Source organism: Dehalococcoidia bacterium, from assembly GCA_041653995.1.
Taxonomy (GTDB): domain Bacteria; phylum Chloroflexota; class Dehalococcoidia; order GIF9; family UBA5629; genus CAIMUM01.
On the sequence record JBAZEK010000003.1, the window covers coordinates 34,201 to 55,063 of the forward strand.

Below are 20,863 nucleotides of genomic sequence, written 5' to 3' on the forward strand. Positions count from 1 at the left end.
GGGACAATGATTTGACGCCCTAAGTAGAAATGGCATAATAGCAAATTTATAATATAGCAGTAATCTTATCATCTGTCAAATCGTATTAATGAACCGGCTGTTCAGAAGGGACAATGCCCTCCGGATTTCCCAGCAAAAGCAGGACAGCTTTTATACATAATTGTTGTATAATACCTAAAATGTGGCAAACGGCCGGCCAGGATCGAATTATAGAATTTCTCAGAGACTCCATAGCGAGGAGTTCCCTGGCTCACGCATATCTTCTGGTGGGGCCTCCGCATGTCGGTAAAATGACGCTTGCCCTGGATCTGGCCAGCGCCCTGAACTGCGGTGAGGGCGCATCCCCCTGCGGCTCATGCCGGGCCTGTCAACGCATTCAACAGGGCAAATATCCTGATGTAATCGTCATCGATAAATATGCAGGCCGTGATCAGAAAGACAGGAGGAAGGCAACTGAGATCGGCATAGATACGATAAGGGAACTGCTGCAGAGAGGTTCCAGTTTACCTCCTTATGAAGGCAACTACAAGGTCTATATTATCGACGATGCCGACCTGATGTCGGCGGAGGCGTCTAATTGTTTGCTTAAAACGCTGGAAGAGCCTCCGCGGCACGTGATTATTCTCTTGCTCACATCTCAGGAAAGTGCGCTTCTGCCTACGGTCGTTTCAAGATGCCAGCGCTTCGAGCTCAAGCCCGTAGCAATCGCCGAGATAGAAAACAGGCTGAATAAATTTAATGGGCTGAATCCCGATAAAATAAAATTATTATCGCGGCTCTCAGGCGGTTGCCTTGGTTGGGCTATATTGGCCCTCAAAGACGATGGCTACCTGCAAAGCCGGGACCAGAGACTGACTGAGTTTTCGGGCCTCCTGACCCGGTCATGGTCTGAAAGGTTAGCCTACATCCAGCAGATGCCTGCAGACAGAAACAGCGTGGAAGAGGTCATCAAGCTCTGGCTTTCATGGTGCCGGGACGTAATGCTGCTAAAATATAACTGTGAAGACGATGTAACCAACCTGGATAAGCTGAATGATATCAAATCGTGGGCAAATATGCTGACAATCCTTGAGATCAAAGAATTCATCAACAGCCTGAACAAGATGCTGATGAACCTGTCATATAATGCCAACCTGCATCTTCTCTTCGAAGTTATCATGCTGGATATGCCTAAGAAAGAGAAAAAAGCCGATTACTCCATGAATTCGGCAGGTGTAAATAACTGATGTCTAACGTAGTGGGAGTCAGGTTTATGCGGGCGGGTAAAATATATTCCTTCGACGCTGCCGGATTCGATCTTAAAGTGAATGACATGGTCATTGTCGAAACCAACCGTGGCATCGAGCTGGGAAAAGTGATCGTCGGCGTTAAGGAAGTGACTCCCGCTGAGAACGCCGAGCCATTCAAACCAGTCATACGTATAGCCACAACCGAAGATATGAATCAAGCGAAATTTCAAAAGGACCGCACCAAGAAAGCTCTCTCCAAATCCAAGGAACTGATCGAGAGCCTTAACCTTCCCATGAAAGTGATCTACCTCCAGTACAACCTGGACGGCAGCCACCTGATTATATTCTTCTATTCAGAGAAACGGGTTGACTTCCGTGAGCTTGTCCGCAAGCTCAGCCACGAATTGAGGACACATGTCGAGCTGCGCCAGGTTGGCGCCAGGGATGAAGCAAAGCTTATCGGCGGCGTCGGTAAATGCGGCTGCCAACTGTGCTGCGTCTCTTTTCTCAGCGAATTCATGCCCGTATCCATCAAAATGGCCAAGGAGCAGGATATCGCCCTTAATCCCATGAAGACTTCGGGGCTGTGTGGACGGCTTCTATGCTGCCTGAGCTATGAATATGAGCAGTACCACTGCATGAAGGGGAAATTGCCCGAAATGGGGCAGGAGATCCTCACAAAGATGGGGAAAGGCAAGATCGTCGGCAGAAACGTGATTAAAGAATCACTCATGGTGGAACTGGAAACCGGTATGACGATCGAGGTCCCCAATGCCGAGGCCACAGTCGTCAACCCCAGAAAGCCATAAGGCCGGAAATATCACCTTTTATGAGGCAGATATTTCTCCCATTCGGACCTGGCGCGTAAATACTGATAAGGCACGTAGAAACCGATGTTGCCGGGCGCGCGAGGGGACCTCAACAACGGCATCCCGGCTTCAGCCGGCGTCCGGCCCGCCTTCTTTCTGTTACAGGGGATACATGCCGCTACGATATTTTCCCATGTATGCTCTCCGTTCAGTCGCCTCGGCATAACATGGTCCAGCGTCAGCTCCTTCCCCTCCTTTCCACAGTACTGACACGTGTATTTATCACGGTTAAATATCTCCAGTTTGGTCATCTTGCGCGGGTGCGTCTGCTTGCGCACCAGGTAAACAAGCCTGATCACGGAAGGGATCTCGTAACTGCCGGAGCTGGCGGAAAAATACCCTCGCCCATTCTCCACCACCTCGGCTTTCCCCACCAGCACCAGAACCACTGCCCGCCGCACTCTGCAAATGTTCAGTGGGAGGTAGTTCTCATTTAAAACTAATACCGGTTGATTAACTATAGTGCTTTCCACTTTCGTATTAGAAAATATTTTATCAGGAAAAGCAGCCAGCTTCAAAGAACCGGCTGTGCCCGGTTAATTCTTAGCCCTTGGACGCGACCTCACCGTTCTCGAGGCTTTTATATCACCCCTGTAATCGGGAGCCATAATATTGAAGACCAGGCTGATGCTGGGATCAACCATCCGCGAGCTGACACGGTTTTCGATCTCTTCCAGATACAGGCAGGTGGTGATGACCGTAGCCAGGCGGGCGTTATAGCGGTAGTTTATTATTTGATACAGCTTCTCCTGAGCCCATGAAGTGGCAGAATGCTCTCCGAAATCATCCAGCACCAGTACGGGGATCTTCTTAATTTTTTCGAACAGCGCATCATAGGACACCCGGCTGTCGGGAGCGAAAGACGCTCTCAGGTGATCCAGCAGGTCCGGCACTACGATAAACAGAACTTCTTTGCCTGATTCACGAAGCTCGTTCGCTATTGCTGCCGCAAGGTGCGTCTTGCCGCACCCGTTCACACCCTGATAAATCAGCCAGCCCTGCGGAGCCCGGGCGAACTCACGGGCATTGTTAAACGCCTGTGCCAGGTTCTGCCTGACATCTTCTTGCAGGCTCAAACGCTTGCTGTCGAAATTGCTGAACTTCATATTCTTTAGCAGCTCGAGATCGAGACTATCGAGGCTCTGCAGGCTGGATGATTCCTTTTTCAAAATGAGGACCTTGCTGAGTTCAGGATCGTTCATATGGCCGGCATAATCAGTGGCAAAATCTTCCACCGACATGCCGGTGGTGATAAGCGTTGGCAGCCTGCCGTTGAAACGATGCTCGAGCAGTTGCTCGAGTTTACCCTTGGACCATACGGTTGTTGCCGAGTAATTCAGGTTATCAAGTATCAGCAGGGGGCTGTTCTTGATCTGCTCAAATAATTCATCATATTCGATCTCGCTGCTGGGGCTGTAAGCCGATCTGAGGTGATCAAGCAGCTCCGCGGCAGTGATGTAAAAAGCCGAATGGCCCTGGCTTATGCGAAGGTTGGCGACAGCGCAGGCCAGATGCGTTTTACCACTGCCGACGGGCCCGGCCAGCACGATCCACCCCTGTGGATTTTCCGCGAATTTGCGGATCTCATCCAAAGCGAGCTGAAAGAGTTTCTGCGATACCTGGTCGCTGCTTCGTCCCAGCGGAGCCAAATTGTTGAAAGACAGTTTCGAGAGGTTCCCCAGATTACTTAAAGCCTGAAGGCGTGCCGCTCTTCTTCGGTTGATATCGTCTTTCGCGCATATGCACGGCACCAGACGCGAATAATCGGAATCACCTGAGGGCAATGCGGGGTGAACGAAGCGTGTACCCCTGCATACGGGGCAGACTTCTACCGGTAGCCCGTCCGGTGCGGATTCCTCCGTACTATCGCCGGACCATATGTCCGTATTTTCCACTGATGTATTTATCGGGATCTCTTTCTTTTTGAGTATCTCCGACAGGTTTTCCATCTTTCTTTCCTTCGCGTTCCCAGCGCTTTAGAATGCCGTTTATATATTTCCAGTTCCTGACATTAGCTCTCAATGCCTCTCTAAAAGCATCATGTATCCATTCTGGAGGATAGCGGTGTTCCGCCTCCTGCAACTCCTCGGCCAGAATAGGAGTGAGCATACCGATATTGTGTTCATAGAGACTGTAGATATCCCGGGGCTGTTCACTGACGCGCTCCTCCTCATACCTGATCTCCACACTGGGTATCTTCAGAGCCCCGCTCACTATCTTATCGATGGTGTTCTTTTCGGTCTGATTGTTGATGAAGTAGGCTTCGTCCGATTTCCCGTCAACGTTGACAGGGATATGCAGCAAAATACCGTGCTTAACAGCAGATTGGAGAGCATCTCTCAGCAGTATATCTGCATCTCCCTTCATTTTATCCAACTCTTTCTCAATCACAGCATTGCGGCTCAACTCGCCAAAGCTCACAAACCTGGGATAACCTCTTCTGCGGCTGAGCAGGAAAAATATCTGCATAACCGTTTTCAGCTCAAGCAGACTATTAATATTCAACAACACCTCGCTGAAAAACACATTGGGCAGAGGAGTCACCTCGACCCTCGGAGGGAAACCCTTAAAACTGCTTCCTGGCATATTCTTTATACCTTTTAATATAAAGTCCCGACCTCAACCACGCTGCTGTCAAAGTTATCGAATTTGGTTGTTTCCTGTATAAACCTGAGCGGGACTTCACCCGTAGGACCATTGCGGTTCTTGGCTATGATGATCTGGGCAATGCCCTTGGGATAAGGTTGGTCTTCTCCAACTTCACGGATCCAGTCGTCCTCAGTGGCATAAATCTTGTCCCAGCGATGAATAAACATTACGACATCCGCATCCTGTTCTATGCTGCCGCTGTCGCGCAGGTCTGAGAGCTGTGGTTTGACCTGCTGCTTCAATCTTTTACCTTCCTGGCGGTGCTCGATATTGCGGCTCAACTGAGATAAAGCCAGGACGGGCGTGTCCAGCTCGCGGGCCAGCGCTTTAAGCGACTGTGTTATCTCGGTCATCTCCTGGACACGGTTATCGCTTTTAGAATCACCCCTTAACAGCTGAATATAGTCGAGGACAACCATATCGACACTGTGTTTTAGATGGAGCCTCTTGGCCTTGCTGCGCACCTCGCTGATACGCATGTTGGGAGTATCATCTATATATATGGATGTCTCGGCCAGCCTGGGTATTATGTCACGTTGAAGCAGACGCTCCTCGAGGTCCGAAAAGCGTCCCTTCCTGAAATGCTGCGATTCGATATTGGATTCACTCGATAATAACCTCTGGATTATCTCGCGCCGGGACATCTCGAGGCTGAAGAGGGCGATACAGGCCTTCTGATTAACGGCTGCGTTGCGGGCGATATTCAGGGCCAGGCTCGTCTTACCAATGCTGGTCCTGGCAGCCAGTATAACCAGTTCTGAGCGTTGCAACCCGCCCAGCGCATTATCAATAGCCTTAAAACCCGTCCTGATATTCTGGATATCCCTGTCGAGTGTAGTCCTGTGAGCCGCTTCCTCAAAATAGCGGTTGAGCGCATCCTGAATGGGAATAAATTCACCCCGCCCCTGTCTCGTCCTGAGCTTGAAGATGATATCCTCCGCCCGTGTAAGCGAGAGATCAACGTCGGGATCAGCTTTATATCCAAGCGATTCAATCTGACCGGCTGCGCTGATCAGGCGGCGCATGGTAGCCAGCCGGTACACAATCTGCGCGTAGTGCCTTACATGCAGGGACGTCGGCACCATGGATACGAGATGGCTGAGATAGGCGGCCCCCCCTGCATCATCCAACTTACCGAGCCTGACCAGTTCCTGAGCGACCGTTATTTGATTAATGGCTTCATCACGCTGGAACAGGTTGCGACAGGCGCCAAATACGAACTGGTTCTGCTCGCTAAAAAAATCCTCGGTTCCCACTATGGTGTCTATCTCTGTGATAGACTCGCTATCGATCAATAGTGAGCCGAGCACCGCTTCTTCGGCATCCAGGTCATAGGGCGGCAGGGTCTCTCTCATAGCTTCAGGCTGTTTCCCTCTCAATTATGACCATAATTTTGGCTGTCGCATCTTTGCTGAAAATCAGTTCGACCTCATATTCTCCGATGTTATGAAGAGAGCTTTTCATGGATATTTTTTTCTTATCGATGTCCACATTGACCAGATCAGACAATCTGTCGGCTATATCGGCTGCTGTGATCGATCCATGCAAAGTGCCCTTGGAGCTGGCCTTTCCCTTGAAACGCAGTTCCTTACCCTCAATCTGCCTGGCCAGTTCAACGTATTCCTCATGCATCCGCTCGCGCTTCCTCTCACGCTCCTGGGCGATTTTCTCGGCCGCTTTTACAGCGCCCGGGGTTGCAGGCAAGGCCAGACCTCTTGGCAATAAGTAATTTCTGGCATATCCGGCAGATACCTCTTTAATATCGCCTTTTTTCTCTTTGGCCGAGATGTCTTCAATAAATACGACTTTCATACCCTGTGTCTTTACTCCTTCTCAAGATTCTTTACAGGAACAGTTTAGCATTATCCGGAATAATTGACCGCCTAAATATTCTTTCCGAAAATATCCGCGAACCAGTCAAAACGGCAATTCAGCTGCGATCAGGGAAAATTGACCTGAATTCCTGGAGATGGGGGTGATTCACAGCTATTAAAACCGTCAGCATACACTTACTCTTCCCGCAGGTGGTACATGCCGCTGTCACCCCGGCGTTAGACAGTTTAAATCCTTTTATCAAGCTCAGTCAAGACATGTATGATCTTATGTTAAACGGTTGTTACTACTGTATACCAAATATTATACGGCTCGATATCCAACACGCCACACGGCGCTTACGCAGTAGCCAATATCCCGGCGACCTTTATTTTCTTGACATTACACATATCTCTACTTATAATGAGCCAAATTCGAAGTCGTATCTATCATAATGCAAATAAATGTCGCCCAGCTCCTCAAGGAGCCGGTCGGAGCAAAGCGTAATTACGAAATAGATGGGCCGGCCGGCGAAAATGGCGAGAACCACGTTATAGGAAATATTGAACTGATCCGCACCAGCCGAGGTATCCTCGCTGAAGGTACATTCCTTGTTGATATCAAAGGTTCCTGCTCACGCTGCCTGGCTGAAGTAAAAAAACAAATTTCATTTATAATGGAGGAGGAATTCTTTCCGATTATTGATATCGCTTCAGGCGCTCACCTTAATCCACCGCCTGAAGAATTTACGATCGCCGATAATCATATCCTTGACTTAAACGAAGCAATCAGACAGTATATAATCATGACGACACCGACCAGGCTATTGTGCAGGCCGGATTGTCCGGGCATATGCCCTGTCTGTGGCCAGGAACTCGCTCGCGGGGATTGTGGTCACACAAGCCGATCTCATGATAGCAGGTGGGACAGATTAACGCAGATAGAAAAGGAGAGCAAAATATAAATGGCACCACTTCCTAAAAAGAAATATCCCAAGGCACGCCAGGGGAAAAGACGCAGTCACCTTGCGAAGTCCCCTGCAGCAATTATCGAATGTTCCCGCTGTCACAGTTTAAAACTCCCTCACCAGGTATGCCCGTCTTGCGGCACTTACGATGGAAGGGAAGTAATCGAGATCAAAAGCCCCAAAAAGAAACGCAAATAAAAAGTTGCCTGCAAAGCTGATATGGTAAATCAAGGAGGGAATTAGATGGTAGAAGATGTGAAAGTGGCCTATGTGTTTCCTGGCCAGGAATCCAGGCAGGTCGGAATGGGGCTCGACTTTTACGTCCACTACAATTCTGCCAGGAAAGTGTTCGACGAAGTTGATAAGGCACTGGGATTTCCTCTCTCAAGGCTTTGTTTCGAGGGCCCGGAAGAGGACCTCGCGCAAACCATGAATGCCCAGGCGGCCATCATGACCGTAAGCATTGCCTGCCTTAGGGCCGGAGAGGAGATCAGCGGCGGAGCGCTTCCAACTCCTACACTGGTGGCAGGCCATGGATGCGGCGAATATGCCGCAATGGTGTCATCCGGCATGATGAAACTGGGAGACGCCGTCCGCTTGATTCGCGAGCGTGGGCGTCTCATGAACGAGGCCGGCCGCCGCAAGCCGGGCGGTATGCTGCAAATTATGGACCTCAGCAAGGATCTCGTCGAAGGTGTTTGCCTTACCACCGGAGTTGAACTGGCCAATATCAATGCGCCCGAAAATACGGTTATCAGCGGAGATGAGCATAAGCTGGCCAAGGCCAGGAGGCTGGCGCAGGTCAAAGGGGCAAAACGCATGCAGCCGGTTAAAGTCAGCGGCGCCTTTCACTCTTCATTGATGGAACCCGCCTTGGCCGGCATGATAAATGCCGTAGCACAATTTAATTATGAAACTCCACAGGTACCCGTCGTATCCAATGTTACGGCACAGCCCATGCATTCGCTTGAGGCTCTTAAGGAAGAGTTGATAAGCCAGATAGTACATTGTATTAAATGGCAGCAATCGGTTGAGACCATGCTTGCCCGTGGTATAACCACTTTCTTTGAAGTTGGTCCCGGAGACATCCTGACAAAATACATTAAATCAATTAGCCCCGGAGCATTGACTTTTAACCTCAGCAACGCTGAGAAAACGAATGAGATTATCAAGTGGCGTAAAGGCGGCAGGTTCTAGGTCAGGGACCACCGGCTGAAGTGACTCGCTCCCAGTGATTGTATGCCCACAGGTCTAAGACGTCTGGCCAGGATTGCTGCACTGCAAACACTCTTTGAACTGGAATTTGCAGCCAACAGCCCGGACTCCGTCCTTGAACGCACGCTCTCCCTTAAAGCGCTGACCGGCGACGGAGCCAGCTTTGCACGTGAGCTGGTGCACGGAGTGCTTGAAAACCAGGACCGGTTGAACAGCACGATTAAACGCTACGCAACTGCCTTTCCAGTGGACCAACTCGCCGGTATGGATCGTAATATCTTAAAAATTGCGCTTTACGAGATTTTATTGGATGATAAAACACCGGCTAAGGTGGCTATCAATGAGGCGATAGAGCTTGCCAAGGAGTTCGGCGCCGAGACCTCCCCCAAGTTTATCAACGGGGTGCTTGGAACTGCAATATCTAAGGAAGAAGAACGAAAAAAACAGATTGATTGACAGGTATCGCACATCGTATAATTGACCGGTAATATCAGATGTCAAAACTTTTCGATAAGATTAAGAAAATCCTGGTTGATGAACTGGGCGTGGACTCCGCTTCCATCGCGCCGTCCGCTTCATTCATCGAAGATCTGAACATGGACCCGGATGACCTGGCCGAATTCTTTACTACAGTTGAAGACAGCTTCAGCAAACCAGGAAATAAATTCGAAATACCAGAGAAAGACGCCGATAACCTGGTCACCGTTCAAGATATGATGGATTACCTACAGGACGCCGGTGTCGAGGACTAAGCGCCTTTTTCCCCCGCGGTCGATATTCCGGTGTAAGATAATTGCAGCACCAGTTCTTTTAACAGCTTCATCCATCTGTGCCCCGCTATCTCAGTATCAATCTTGATCTGTCTGTTGCCCCGCCTGACCGCTCTGTTTTCTAAAGCAATTATTTTGTCCGCATTCTTAATATCTCCGTCACCGCAGGATACGGTGACATTTTCACCGTCCCGAACGATCGATTCAATCCCCGCCGCGACAGCCGCCTGCCGTAATTCCACAACGTACAACAAATTGGTCACCTCTTCAGGCATATCGCCGAACCTGTCGATCATTTCCTCACTTATATCGCATACTTCTTGCGCAGTGACCATGCCGGCCAGCCTGTGATAGATGTTGAATCTCGTCCGCGTATTCTCGATATAATGATCCGGAATAAAAGCCGGTATCTTTAAATCAATAGTGACGGCGTCCGGCTCCACCTTTTTTGGCAGGGTGCGGCCCTCGCGCCGGGCTTTTATCTCTTCAACCGCCTCCTCAAGCAGATGACAATAATAGCTGAATCCCACAGTAGCGATATTGCCGCTCTGCTCAATCCCCAGCAGGTTACCCGCTCCCCTTATCTCAAGGTCTTTCATAGCGATGGCATAGCCTGCTCCCAGCTCGGTGGCCCGCGCAATCACCTTCAGCCGTTCAATGGCCTGGTCAGTCAGGCTTTTACCAGAATCAAATAAGAAGTAAGCATAAGCCGAATTTGCGCCACGTCCTACCCTGCCACGCAGCTGATAAAGCTGGGTCAAACCCATTTTATCCGCATTGTCTACGATCAGTGTATTTACATTCGGCATATCAAGACCCGACTCAATAATAGTTGTTGTAACCAGCACGTCGCTCTTACCCAGCATAAACTCAGACATAATGTCTTCCAGTTTATCCTCTTCCATCTGTCCATGCGCCACCGATATCCTGGCCTCCGGCGCCAGCTCCGCCACCTTTGATGCCAGTTCATTGATGCTGTGAACCCTGTTATGTACAAGGAACGCCTGACCATCCCGTTCCAACTCCCGCAGCAATGCTTGCCGAACCAGCCTGCCATTGTATTCCCCCACATGTGTGATCACAGGCAGACGGCTTTCCGGCGGTGTCTCAATTGTGCTCATATCGCGGATACCCGAAAGCGCCATGTGCATCGTCCTGGGTATAGGTGTAGCGCTCAGTGTCAGCACGTCAACCGATTGCCTCATTTTCTTGAAATGCTCCTTGTGCACTACGCCAAAACGTTGCTCCTCATCGATTATCACCAGCCCGAGATCCTTAAACCTCACGTCCTTTTGTAGCATCCTGTGTGTGCCTATGCATATATCCGTCGAACCCTCCGCCAGCCCTGCGATCACATCCGCCTGTTCCCTGGCCGAACAGAAGCGGCTGAGCACGGCAACTTTGACAGGGAAGGTCTTTAACCTGTCACTGAAAGTGCTCATATGCTGCTGCGCCAGGATCGTGGTCGGCACCATAATGGCCACCTGTTTGCTGTCCATGACAGCTTTAAAGGCGGCGCGCAGAGCAATCTCGGTTTTTCCATAACCCACATCGCCGCAAACCAGCCTGTCCATCGGCCGCGCCGATTCCATATCCGCTTTCACTGCCTCGATGGCCTCCATCTGGTCTGGAGTTTCTACGTAGGGGAAAGAAGCTTCCAGTTCTTTTTGCCAGAGGGTATCCCTGGAAAAAGCAATGCCTCCTCCTGCGGTTCGCCCGGCATACAGTTCAATAAGCTCACCCGCTATATTTGCCACAGATTCCTTCACCCTTTGCTGCGCCCTGATCCACTCCTGTGATCCCAGCCTGCTCAGAGATGGAGTTCTCTCACTTCCGCCTATATAAAGACTCACCCTGTCGACTTGATCTACAGGTACATAAAGTATGTCTCCACAAGCATATTCCAGCATCAAGTATTCCCTCTCCACTCCCGCAGAGACTTTCCTGACGGTTCCGGCAAAGCGCCCGATGCCGTGCTCAACATGTACTACTGCATCTCCGATATTTATATCGTTGAGGAAAAGGTGGTGTCTGACTGGTCTGGTTTTAGCAAAACGCCGCCGCTTTATGTTCCCGAAGAGTTCGGCATCGGTCAGCAGCAATAGCTCATTGTCAAGCTGCCATCCTTCATCCAGCGAACCCTGCAACAGGACGATAGAATTGCTTACCGGCAGCCCTTCAAGTGTTCTTAAAACGTCTATGCTGATATCGCGTTCCTGCAACAGTTCCCTTATCCTTTCAGCCTGCTGGCTGACGATCAAAACCCTGCCGCTCTCCCGCCTCAATTCCAATAGTCTATCTAAAAGCGCCGTAAATTTCGCAGAGAAATCAGGGGCGCCCCTGATAGGAAGACGATAATGTTGCTCATCCTGCACTGCAGCTTCATCCCAGCGGCTGAATTCCACAACCTGGTCCCGGCTCCTGATTTTATTTTCAATCGCCGCCCACTCAAAGCCACCGGGGGCGTTACCCGCCTCTCCGGCCGCGGATTGACCTGGGCTGCTGAACTCCCCCCTGATTCGCTCTACCTCGGACTCGATCTGCTGGACATCGTCCAACAACAGAATGGCCTCATCCGGCAGATAATCAAGTAAATTGGCGACACCGTCATTGGACGTCTCCTCTGCGGGAGGTATTAATAACACCGGCACTTTTTCCATCGACCGTTGCGATCTTGAATCATACAGCCTCAGGCTTTCTATCTCGTTCCCGAAAAATTCTATCCTGGCCGGCGAGTCGTGACCACAGGGATACACATCGACGATGCCGCCCCGCTTACTGAAAGTACCCGGTATCTCTACAACGTCCTCATATTTATAGCCCGCTGATTGCATCCTCTCAAGCAGGGTGGATTGATTCATGTTCATACCATTTATAATCCTGATGCAGCCTGATTTGTATCTGTCCCGCCCCACAGACCGGCTGATCAGAGCCGCCGCACAACACATAATAAAGGAAGAGGATTGCTGGCTTTCATCGGCGCTATTACAGCCGGCCAGGAGAGAGATTACTTTTATCCGTTCTGAATTGATAACAGGATCGTCCGGAGAGCCGTTACCGGGCAGACCGGCTTCCGGGAAAAACAGCGGCACAACCGTGTCAGGCAGCCACAGCTTAATCTGTTCGAAGCGACGCCTGGCAGCTTCGGCATGAGCTGTGACAAACAGAACTGTCCTGTTGAAACGACCGTAAATGGCTGCCGCCACAATCGGTGTAGCCTGGTCGGGAAGGGATAACCTCACCCTTTTACGCCGCTTATCAGACAGCGAGTCAAGCAGCCGTTCAAATTCAGGCAGGCCGTGAATTAACTGGCTTATATAATAGAGTTTCATATCAAATAGCAGGGGGATGGTTTCGACCGGTGCAGTCCAGAAGGGATTTTAGCACAGCAATTTGGAGGCAAACAAACATATCACGGCAGTTTAACACATGCCGTGCTCGATTCCTGAAGGGCGCAAGAAGAGGGTAACGGAGAGGCCAATCCCGGGATTGCACGGAACGAAGGTCCGTTCCACCCGGCAGGTAATACGATTTGAGTTCGTCGGCCTGTTGATATATTATTTCTCAAGATTTCGAATCCCTCATATGTCCGGTGTTTAATGTTTATCGGCAGTTGGTTCATAACTAATGCGCAATAAAAGACTGAGTGACATCATCAAGCTGCTTATCAGCCTGGTGGCCTGCTTCGGCGCAGGTTTCATCGGCTCGCTTTTCACGCGGGCAGCCATACCAAACTGGTACATATTGCTGGAAAAGCCTTCTTTCACTCCGCCCAACTGGCTGTTCGCCCCCGTGTGGTTCCTGCTTTACATCCTCATGGGCATATCGGCGTTCCTTGTATGGCGCAAGGGTATAAAGGTCTTTCATGTCAGAGAAGGACTGATCATCTTCATCATTCAGCTTGTGCTCAACACGCTTTGGTCTTACGCCTTCTTCGGGCTGAAATCTCCGCTCTGGGGACTTGTCGTGATTGTACCATTGTGGACAGCCATCCTTTTAACCATGATAAATTTCTACCGCGTGTCCAGAACCGCGTCATTATTGCTGATTCCTTATATTCTCTGGGTCAGTTATGCCACAGCCCTCAACTTCTCTATCTACCTGCTGAATCCATAAGCAAGAAGGTCAACCCTTGATGCAACTAAACGATTATATCCCTGAACTGGAAGACCTGGTGGAGAGGGCCCTGGACGAGGATCTGGCAGGTGGGGACGTCACGTCCAGTGCTCTGATCCCTGCCCATGTAATAGGCAGGGCCAGCTTCATAGTTAAGGATCGAGGCATACTGGCTGGTATCGAAGCAGCCAGGCTGGTATTTAATATCATCGATCCATTTTTGAAATTTTCCATCCTGACGGCAGACGGGAACCGGGTTAAACCGGGAGATATTGCAGCCAGGGTTGAGGGCGATATAGCCGATATTCTGAAAGGCGAGCGCACGGCCCTCAATTTTCTTCAGCACCTGAGCGGTATTGCGACACAAACGTCTTTGTATGTTGAGGCGGTCAGGGATTTCCCTGCCAAAATACTGGATACACGTAAGACCCTGCCCGGACTGCGCCTGCTGGAGAAGTATGCGGTATCCGTCGGCGGCGGCGTCAACCACCGTATGAACCTGGGAGACATGGTTCTTATCAAGGACAATCATATAGCCATACTTCGCCGCCGGGGAATGAGTATCTCCGAGATTGTCCGCCAGGCGAGGGACAAAACACCGCGAACTATCAAGATCGAGATCGAGACCACCAATCCTGAGGAAGCTGCAGAAGCTGCCGAAGCAGGGGCAGATATCGTCATGCTGGATAACATGAGCCTGGATCAAATGCGTCAGGCGGTCTCGTTGATTTCCCACAAGTCAATCGTGGAAGCTTCGGGTGGAGTAAGCCTGGATAATGCGCGGCTGATCGCGGAAACAGGTGTTGATTGGATTTCGGTGGGCGCGCTGACACATTCCGCCAGGGCGCTGGACATCAGTATGAAACTGACCCTCTAATCCGTTACCGGTTTACTATTTGTATAGTCAATAAATACAACATCATATTTTACTGAATAGAAAAAGGGGCGCTTATAAGCGCCCCTTTTTCTATTTACTGCGTACCCGCATGACAAGTATAAGAACGGTAATAACGAAGATGGCGCCGATAGCGATGATGACCCAGACCCACAGCGGGGTTGCAGGCTCTGAAGGAGCAGGCGCCGGCGGTTCCGGAGCTGCTTCTGTCTGCATGCTGAAGGTGGCGGACCAATCACTCGGGATGTTCCGGCCGTTGACTTCCAGGGCCTTCACACGCCAGAAGTAATTGGTGCTGTAGTCCAGGGTGCCGTCGTATTCGTAACCGGTGGTGGTGGTGGCGGCGGTTACGACCAGGCTCTTGAACTCAGGATCCTTGGCGAGGTCGAACTGATACTTGGTCGCCTCTTTCCAGGGGCTCCATGAGAAGGAGGCCGGCTTTACTTTGCAGCCGAGGCAGCCGTTGTTGGGGGCCAGCAACTGTACGCCGTAGTACGGGGTGTTGACGATGAATCCCGCCTTGACGGTGAAGCTGCGTGTCTCGGACCAGTCAGAATAGGCCAGTTGACCCGTGGCGCTGCGATATACACACACATGCCAATAGTAAATAGCTCCTGCTTCCGGCAAAGCCCCGGGTGCGATCCAGACAGCCGGACTTGTCATATTGGTTGCGTCCATATCGATCTGGATCTCGTCTATCACGGAACCAATCGTGGTCGCATTATTGAGTGTCGGATCTATTTTCAACGTGAAGTCTTCATCTTTGGCTATCTGTATCAGGTAACCAGTGGCCAGACAGAGCTGCTCCCAGGCCAGGTCCACCTGCTGGTTGCGGCCCGTTACCGGGTCGGCGCCCACCAGGAAACCATCAGCCGGGCTCTTCAGGATCGGTCCTCTCTTGGCCAGGCAATCGGTGTAAGCCCAGAGCATGCCGCGCCTGATAGTCGGCGCATAGCCGAATCCGGTGAGATCGGCTGCGGCGATGTACTGCGGGAAGTTCCACATGCGGCCGAGGAGCCTTGTGGCAAGGTAGTTGTTCCTCAGGCCTGCGATGTACTGCCAGTTGCCGCTCTCGTCATCAATGGCGTAGAGGGTGGTGTTGGTGTCGAGCGTGCAGCAGCCGCAGTATTTAAGCGAGGTCGGCTCGAGCGTGAACTTTACGCCGGCAGTGGTGATGGGCGCAAAGATGTCGAGACAATCCCAGGTGATGCCCGGCTTGGGCATGCCGTCGCGCGGCGCAAGCGTTCGGCACACAGCCGAATTATCCGCAAAGACTGAAGTCGTTACATTATCATGTGCGGCGTAGACTGCCGGATCAGGACTTCCGGTCCAAGCCTGAGCCAAACCGAAAACGCCTGTGATATGAGGCGGGCCAATCGTACCCACCGGCCACGCTATACCGGTGGGATTATTATCGATACTCATCATGTCGTTGTCGACCCACCTCTGGAACGAAGGAGCCGTGTTGCGATAGACGGTGCCCATGCCGGTGGCGGCCAGGGCGTCATCGCCGACGTAGATGAAGCTGTTGTTCTTGAAGTCAACGTCGAAAATGACATGCTCCCTGCCGTGGCCGGAGATGGACTCGGAGCCGGAGGTGAAGCTCACGCCCTTATCGGCGGAGTAGGCCACCGGGTAGGATGAGACTGCGCCTGCGCCGACCAGTACTTTACCGTCGGGAACAGCCACGATGGTGTGGGTGGTCTCGAGGTTGGACTGGTAGGTGGGCAGGTTGGTGGACCAGGCGGTGCCGGTGTAGGGCAGCCTCTGGACCATGCCTGATCCGTTAACGGTGTACATGGTGGTGCTGGTCTCGAAGGCGAAGTCCTGGATGGCGAAGCGCGGTGTGACTGTCGCCCAGTAATCGCCGTAGTCCGGAGACCAGGCCATTGCCCTTGTATTCTGCGCGGCCCAGCCGACGATCTCGCCGTCAGGCTTGTCGGTGCAGGACGGGACGACCCTCAGTATGGGCAGGTCGCTCTGCGGTCCCGGAGGGCAGGTCATGAGGGAGGTCGGGCGTGCGTACACGCGCTCCCAGTAGGTGCCCAGCGGGGGAACCGCGGGCAGCGGGGCAGCCACGTTGGGATTGATGGTGGCGCGCCACACGCTGTCAAACGAGTTACAGGTGGTGAGGCCAAGATTGGTGTTGGACGAGGCCAGGTAGATGGTGGTGCAATCGGGCGCTACCGCCACGTCGTTGAACCAATCGATGGTGGTGTTGATCAGGACGAGCTGGTTCCAGGTCTCGCCGTTGTTGCGGGAGATGGCGAATGCAGACTCGTCGTTGACTACCGGGATTGCATACTGCTGGAGATACCAGGGTGTGCCGAAAGCCTCGGCAGGCTGCGAGCCGGTGGCTGCGTAGCCCAGTGAGCCGTCGGCATTCCAGGCGACGATAGCTGCGCCCTCGCCGGTCTTGGCTACTGCGCAGGCTATGTTGGCGGCGCCGGTGGTCGGCTTAAGGGCCGGGTACCAGCACGGGATGGGACAGGTGGTCGGCGAATCCGTGAACCAGGTGGGCACGGTCGCCGAGCAGGAGAAGCCCATGCGCTCGCCTGCCAGCAGTTTGCCGGAGGCATAGGTGCCGAAGTAGGCGATGGTGTAGATCTGTTTGTCGGCGACGGCGGTGTTGTCCATCAGGGTGTAGACGGTGGTGTCGTCGACACGATAGATACCCTGGTTAAATCCGCCGCCGGGGATGACGTCAAGGCTGATGTATGCCCTGCGCAGCGAGGCCGACTGTCCGGAGAAGTCGGACGGGAGCTGCAGGGATACGTTCCTCAGCACGGCATTGGTGGCGACAACCGGTGCCGTCGGGTTGGCTACTACGATGCCCGGGAATGTGTAGGCGTAGGCTGTAGTAGTGTTCATGTTGAGGTCGCGCATAGCTACGTTGAAGTAGGTGGCTGCGGGGACGGAGTAGACCAGCGCTACCGCGGAGTCGCCGCTGTAGGTCGGCGAGAATTTGAGGGCATAGATACCGGTGTCAATAGCAGCCAGACCGCTCCACGGGCTGAGCTGCTGATTCCAGGTGGTGAAACCGGTGGAAGACCTGACATACCAGGCGCCGGTGCCGGCAGCGGTGACGGTGCCGAAACCGATGTCACGCTTTCCGCCGTAGTCTATCGAGATGTCGAGACAGCGGATGGTCGTGCCCGCTCCCAGTGTGTAGGTCGCGGTTGCGAAGTCATAACCCGCAAAAGCCAGGTCCCAGTTGTTGCCGCCGTCGGAGGAGTACCAGATGTTGACGGGGCCGGTGCCCGCGGCAACGGCACCCACTGAACCAACGTCGGAGGTGACGGCCATGACTTTGGGGTCGTCAGGGGCGATGGCAACCTGGAACAGGTTGGCGCCGCCGGGGAAGTTGGGGCTGCGCACCAGGGCCAGGTCGCGGGTGATGGTGGCAGCGATGCCTGAGTTGGTGCTGTAGTAAAGGCCGGTGAAATATCCACCGTTGGGATACAGAGCCCACTCAGCAGCGGGGTTGTTATTCACACCGACCGTGGTGCTGGTCGGGGCTACGGCCGTGACTACGCCCGCGGACACACGGTCAAACCACGTGCGGTCGATGAAGGCGATGGTCATGCCGTCGTTGCCGGCGGCCATGCCGTTAATGCTGCTGCCCATGCCGTTAAAGTTACCGATGGTGACGTCCTTTTCATTAAGGATGTCGTTCTTTCCCGATACCGACATCGGGGTCGAGACGGTGTCCCACTTCATGATGCCCGGGTCCGCAGACACCGCTGACGGCGCTGCGATATTGACCGGTACCACGAAGGAGGCAACCATCAATAAAATAAACAAACCGGAATACAGCTGTTTACCCATGGACTCCTCCTTGGCCTATTATTTACTGTCTCTTACGTCAGCGAAGGAGCTGCTTCAGCGGCCGGAACGGCCAGGCCGTGCTCCGCCAGCATTGTTTTGTCGCTAAGTATCTGCTCTGTCCTGCCATCCGCCACGATCTTTCCCTCGTCAAGAACAATAATCCTGTCACACAGGCATGAGACCAGGTCGAGATCATGAGAGGCGATAATCTTTGTCACGTGAAGACTGCGCAGCAGCTCGATCAGGGCCCACTTGCCCCGAGGATCGAGACTGCTGGTCGGTTCATCGAGAGCAAGTATCTCTGGATCCAGGGAAAGCACAGTTGCGATGGCCACCCGCTTTTTCTCCCCGATGCTGAGATGGTGGGATGATCTTTTCTCAAAACCCCGCATGCCCACTTTTTGAAGGGCCCGTTTGACCCTGCAATCAATCTCTTCCTGTGTAAATCCCATATTGACGGGGCCGAATGCCACGTCCTCAAATACATTTAAGGAGAAAAGCTGATCCTCAGGATCCTGAAAGACCATGCCTACCTTTTTTCTTATCTCCCTGATATTCTTGTCAGCTACCGATAACCCATGAATACTGACGGCAGTGCTCCCTCTTAAAATCCCATTTAAGTGCAATAGAAGCGTGGATTTCCCGGCCCCATTGGGACCGATTAAAGCCACGCTTTCTCCGCTACAAACCGTCAGGTCTATGTCCTTCAGGCCGCACTGGCCGTCGGGATAAACATAGGAGAGTCCCTTTATTGCAACTGCTTTATTAACTGACATAACTTACCACCACAGTACCGCCGGGCAAACCAGCAGCAGGCACAACGATAATGCGAAATAGGCGTCGGGCAAGCGGAACCTGAGCCGGTTTACCACAACAATGTCACCATTATAGCCCCGCGATAACATTGCGGCATAAATCCTCTCCGCGCGTTCATAACTGCGAATAAAAAGTATGCCTATCATATTCCCCAGCGTTTTAAAAATATTCCCTCTATTCAAACCGAAATTCCGGCTGTCCCTTGCCATCTGCATGCGCATGGCCTGATCGGCCAGCACAAACATATATCGGTACATAAATGAAGTTATCTGCACAAATACCAGAGGTACCTTCAGCTTGTGCATCCCGTGCAAAAGCTCCTCAAACCTGGTGGATGACGACAGCACTATCAGGCAGAGGATGCACAGCCATGACTTGATTATTACATTTACCAAAACTGCCAGCCCTTCATATGTAACAGCTATATGCCAGGCGCCTATATCATAACCAACAGCCTCATGTCCCTGTTTAAAAAAGGGCACAAAGACGACTATTACAATGACAAAAGGGAAGATGACCAGCGATCTTCTCAGTACATACCCGAGCGGCAGCCTGGATAGCAATATCAATACCAGCATGATAAGCAGATAGACTGCAAATGCCCTCCAGGTTCCTTCCGGTGTTAATACCACGGCCAGGATGAAAGCAAGGCTGCACAGCAGCTTGGTGCGCGGATCCAGGCGGTGCACGAAGCTGTCGAGACCGCTGTACTCATCGATAAAATTATGCTTCATTCTTTGTCTTCAAAAGACTTGCCAGGCCGAATACCAGGCCGAACAGTATTAAAGTGCCCAATACGCCCGCAATTATGGTGGCGGTCGCCTCGCTGGCAATGCCCGGGAAAGAATAATCCGGTATCATGCTAAAAGCCGGCTCGACGGCCTTGTCAACGAAGTTATTGTCCTCAGCAAACCTGTCCAACCCGTCGGGGAATTGAGAAGCTATGGGAGAAATAACAGCCAGAAGTAGCGCGATGCAAAGGCCGATAATCCACCATTTCGATTTCATAAAATCAGTCCTCCTAAGCAATCTGCAGTTTCAAGAGGTCCGCCCGGGTAGCCATGATAAGGCTGAGAACGGCCACCGTGATTAACCCTTCGCCGACACCGATCAGCATATGCACGCCGCCCATGGCGGAAATAGCTATCACCCAGGGAGATGTGCCGGACAGGGACAGCTCAACAGCGCATGCCAGTGAAGCCAGCACTACGGAGAACCACGCCCCCACCCCGGCACCGACAAGAGTTCCTGTCCTGCCATTTTTGAATAGCATGTCTATACCTTTATATATATAGTAGCTGCCGAAACCTGCGATCAATCCCATGTTCGTGATATTGGCGCCCAACGCAAGCAGTCCGCCGTCCTGAAAGACCAGCGATTGCACAACGAGCACGCTGCTTAAGATGAGCACGGTTGCCCATGGCCCCAGCAATACAGCGGCAAGCGCCGCACCTACGAAGTGGCCCGAGGTCCCTCCCACAACCGGAAAATTTAACATCTGAGCGGCAAATATAAAGGCTGCCAGCACTCCCATCATGGGAACCTGTTTCTCACCCATCTTCTTATTTGTCTCTTTTACAGCCACGGCAATCGCTGCCACCGCAACCACTCCCGTTGCCACTGCAACAGGCGCGCTGAGAAAACCATCCGGTATATGCATGCTAACCCCCAATTTTTCGGTTATTTATGAGGAAACA

19 protein-coding genes are annotated in these 20,863 nt (G+C 52.2%); 8 read left to right on the forward strand and 11 right to left on the reverse strand.

The features are described from left to right. Positions 1-179 precede the first annotated feature (179 nt). Complete coding sequence (locus tag WC359_09265) at positions 180-1,226, forward strand: DNA polymerase III subunit (GenBank protein MFA5400615.1); 1,047 nt, start codon at positions 180-182, stop codon at positions 1,224-1,226. Continuing rightward, complete coding sequence (gene ricT, locus WC359_09270; protein ID MFA5400616.1) at positions 1,226-2,038, forward strand: regulatory iron-sulfur-containing complex subunit RicT; 813 nt, start codon at positions 1,226-1,228, stop codon at positions 2,036-2,038. Before WC359_09265 ends, ricT begins: the two co-directional genes overlap by 1 nt. 11 nt (positions 2,039-2,049) lie before the next feature. On the opposite strand, the gene WC359_09275 is transcribed toward ricT, so the two are convergent. From WC359_09275 to rplI, 5 genes are all read right to left on the reverse strand, one after another. Then, the gene (locus WC359_09275) at positions 2,050-2,487 is read right to left on the reverse strand and encodes an HNH endonuclease (GenBank protein MFA5400617.1); all 438 of its coding nucleotides are present in this window, start codon (positions 2,485-2,487) and stop codon (positions 2,050-2,052) included. A gap of 147 nt (positions 2,488-2,634) precedes the next feature. Beyond that, the gene (locus WC359_09280) at positions 2,635-4,047 is read right to left on the reverse strand and encodes an ATP-binding protein (protein ID MFA5400618.1); all 1,413 of its coding nucleotides are present in this window, start codon (positions 4,045-4,047) and stop codon (positions 2,635-2,637) included. Continuing rightward, complete coding sequence (locus WC359_09285) at positions 3,962-4,684, reverse strand: DnaD domain protein (GenBank protein MFA5400619.1); 723 nt, start codon at positions 4,682-4,684, stop codon at positions 3,962-3,964. The genes WC359_09280 and WC359_09285 overlap by 86 nt, the downstream gene beginning before the upstream one ends. 14 nt (positions 4,685-4,698) lie before the next feature. After that, entirely contained in the window at positions 4,699-6,102 is a 1,404-nt protein-coding gene (gene dnaB / locus WC359_09290) for a replicative DNA helicase (GenBank protein ID MFA5400620.1), read from the reverse strand. Between the two features lie 4 nt (positions 6,103-6,106). Continuing rightward, positions 6,107-6,559 (reverse strand): 50S ribosomal protein L9, encoded by a 453-nt coding sequence (gene rplI / locus WC359_09295; GenBank protein ID MFA5400621.1) that lies wholly within the window; start codon positions 6,557-6,559, stop codon positions 6,107-6,109. A 964-nt stretch (positions 6,560-7,523) separates the two neighbouring features. On the opposite strand from rplI, the gene rpmF reads away from it, so the two are divergent. Genes rpmF through WC359_09315 form a run of 4 tightly spaced genes read left to right on the forward strand, consistent with a single transcriptional unit; the run spans position 7,524 to position 9,493 of the window. Next, complete coding sequence (gene rpmF, locus WC359_09300; protein MFA5400622.1) at positions 7,524-7,724, forward strand: 50S ribosomal protein L32; 201 nt, start codon at positions 7,524-7,526, stop codon at positions 7,722-7,724. Between the two features lie 45 nt (positions 7,725-7,769). Further along, on the forward strand, positions 7,770-8,723 hold the full coding sequence (gene fabD / locus WC359_09305) for an ACP S-malonyltransferase (GenBank protein MFA5400623.1): 954 nt from the start codon (positions 7,770-7,772) through the stop codon (positions 8,721-8,723). 42 nt (positions 8,724-8,765) lie between these two features. Next, on the forward strand, positions 8,766-9,197 hold the full coding sequence (gene nusB / locus WC359_09310) for a transcription antitermination factor NusB (GenBank protein MFA5400624.1): 432 nt from the start codon (positions 8,766-8,768) through the stop codon (positions 9,195-9,197). A 38-nt stretch (positions 9,198-9,235) separates the two neighbouring features. After that, positions 9,236-9,493 carry an acyl carrier protein gene (locus WC359_09315; protein MFA5400625.1) on the forward strand — a complete coding sequence of 86 codons (258 nt, stop codon included), beginning with the start codon at positions 9,236-9,238 and terminating at the stop codon, positions 9,491-9,493. Here the strand turns inward: WC359_09315 and mfd are convergent. Next, positions 9,490-12,843 (reverse strand): transcription-repair coupling factor, encoded by a 3,354-nt coding sequence (gene mfd / locus WC359_09320; protein ID MFA5400626.1) that lies wholly within the window; start codon positions 12,841-12,843, stop codon positions 9,490-9,492. The genes WC359_09315 and mfd overlap by 4 nt on opposite strands. A 295-nt stretch (positions 12,844-13,138) precedes the next feature. On the opposite strand from mfd, the gene WC359_09325 reads away from it, so the two are divergent. Together WC359_09325 and nadC are read left to right on the forward strand one after the other, a co-directional pair. Beyond that, complete coding sequence (locus tag WC359_09325) at positions 13,139-13,627, forward strand: TspO/MBR family protein (GenBank protein MFA5400627.1); 489 nt, start codon at positions 13,139-13,141, stop codon at positions 13,625-13,627. Positions 13,628-13,646: 19 nt separating this feature from the next. Next, complete coding sequence (gene nadC, locus WC359_09330; protein MFA5400628.1) at positions 13,647-14,504, forward strand: carboxylating nicotinate-nucleotide diphosphorylase; 858 nt, start codon at positions 13,647-13,649, stop codon at positions 14,502-14,504. Between the two features lie 90 nt (positions 14,505-14,594). On the opposite strand, the gene WC359_09335 is transcribed toward nadC, so the two are convergent. The 5 genes from WC359_09335 to WC359_09355 are packed head-to-tail and all read right to left on the reverse strand — an operon-like array spanning position 14,595 to position 20,826. Continuing rightward, positions 14,595-18,350 (reverse strand): hypothetical protein, encoded by a 3,756-nt coding sequence (locus WC359_09335; GenBank protein MFA5400629.1) that lies wholly within the window; start codon positions 18,348-18,350, stop codon positions 14,595-14,597. 32 nt (positions 18,351-18,382) lie between these two features. Further along, on the reverse strand, positions 18,383-19,126 hold the full coding sequence (locus WC359_09340; protein MFA5400630.1) for an ABC transporter ATP-binding protein: 744 nt from the start codon (positions 19,124-19,126) through the stop codon (positions 18,383-18,385). Between the two features lie 3 nt (positions 19,127-19,129). Next, the gene (gene cbiQ / locus WC359_09345; protein MFA5400631.1) at positions 19,130-19,900 is read right to left on the reverse strand and encodes a cobalt ECF transporter T component CbiQ; all 771 of its coding nucleotides are present in this window, start codon (positions 19,898-19,900) and stop codon (positions 19,130-19,132) included. Continuing rightward, positions 19,890-20,174, reverse strand: a complete 285-nt coding sequence (locus WC359_09350; GenBank protein MFA5400632.1) for a PDGLE domain-containing protein — start codon at positions 20,172-20,174, stop codon at positions 19,890-19,892. The genes cbiQ and WC359_09350 overlap by 11 nt, the downstream gene beginning before the upstream one ends. Positions 20,175-20,187: 13 nt before the next feature. Next, positions 20,188-20,826, reverse strand: a complete 639-nt coding sequence (locus tag WC359_09355; protein MFA5400633.1) for an energy-coupling factor ABC transporter permease — start codon at positions 20,824-20,826, stop codon at positions 20,188-20,190. Between the last annotated feature and the right edge of the window lie 37 nt (positions 20,827-20,863).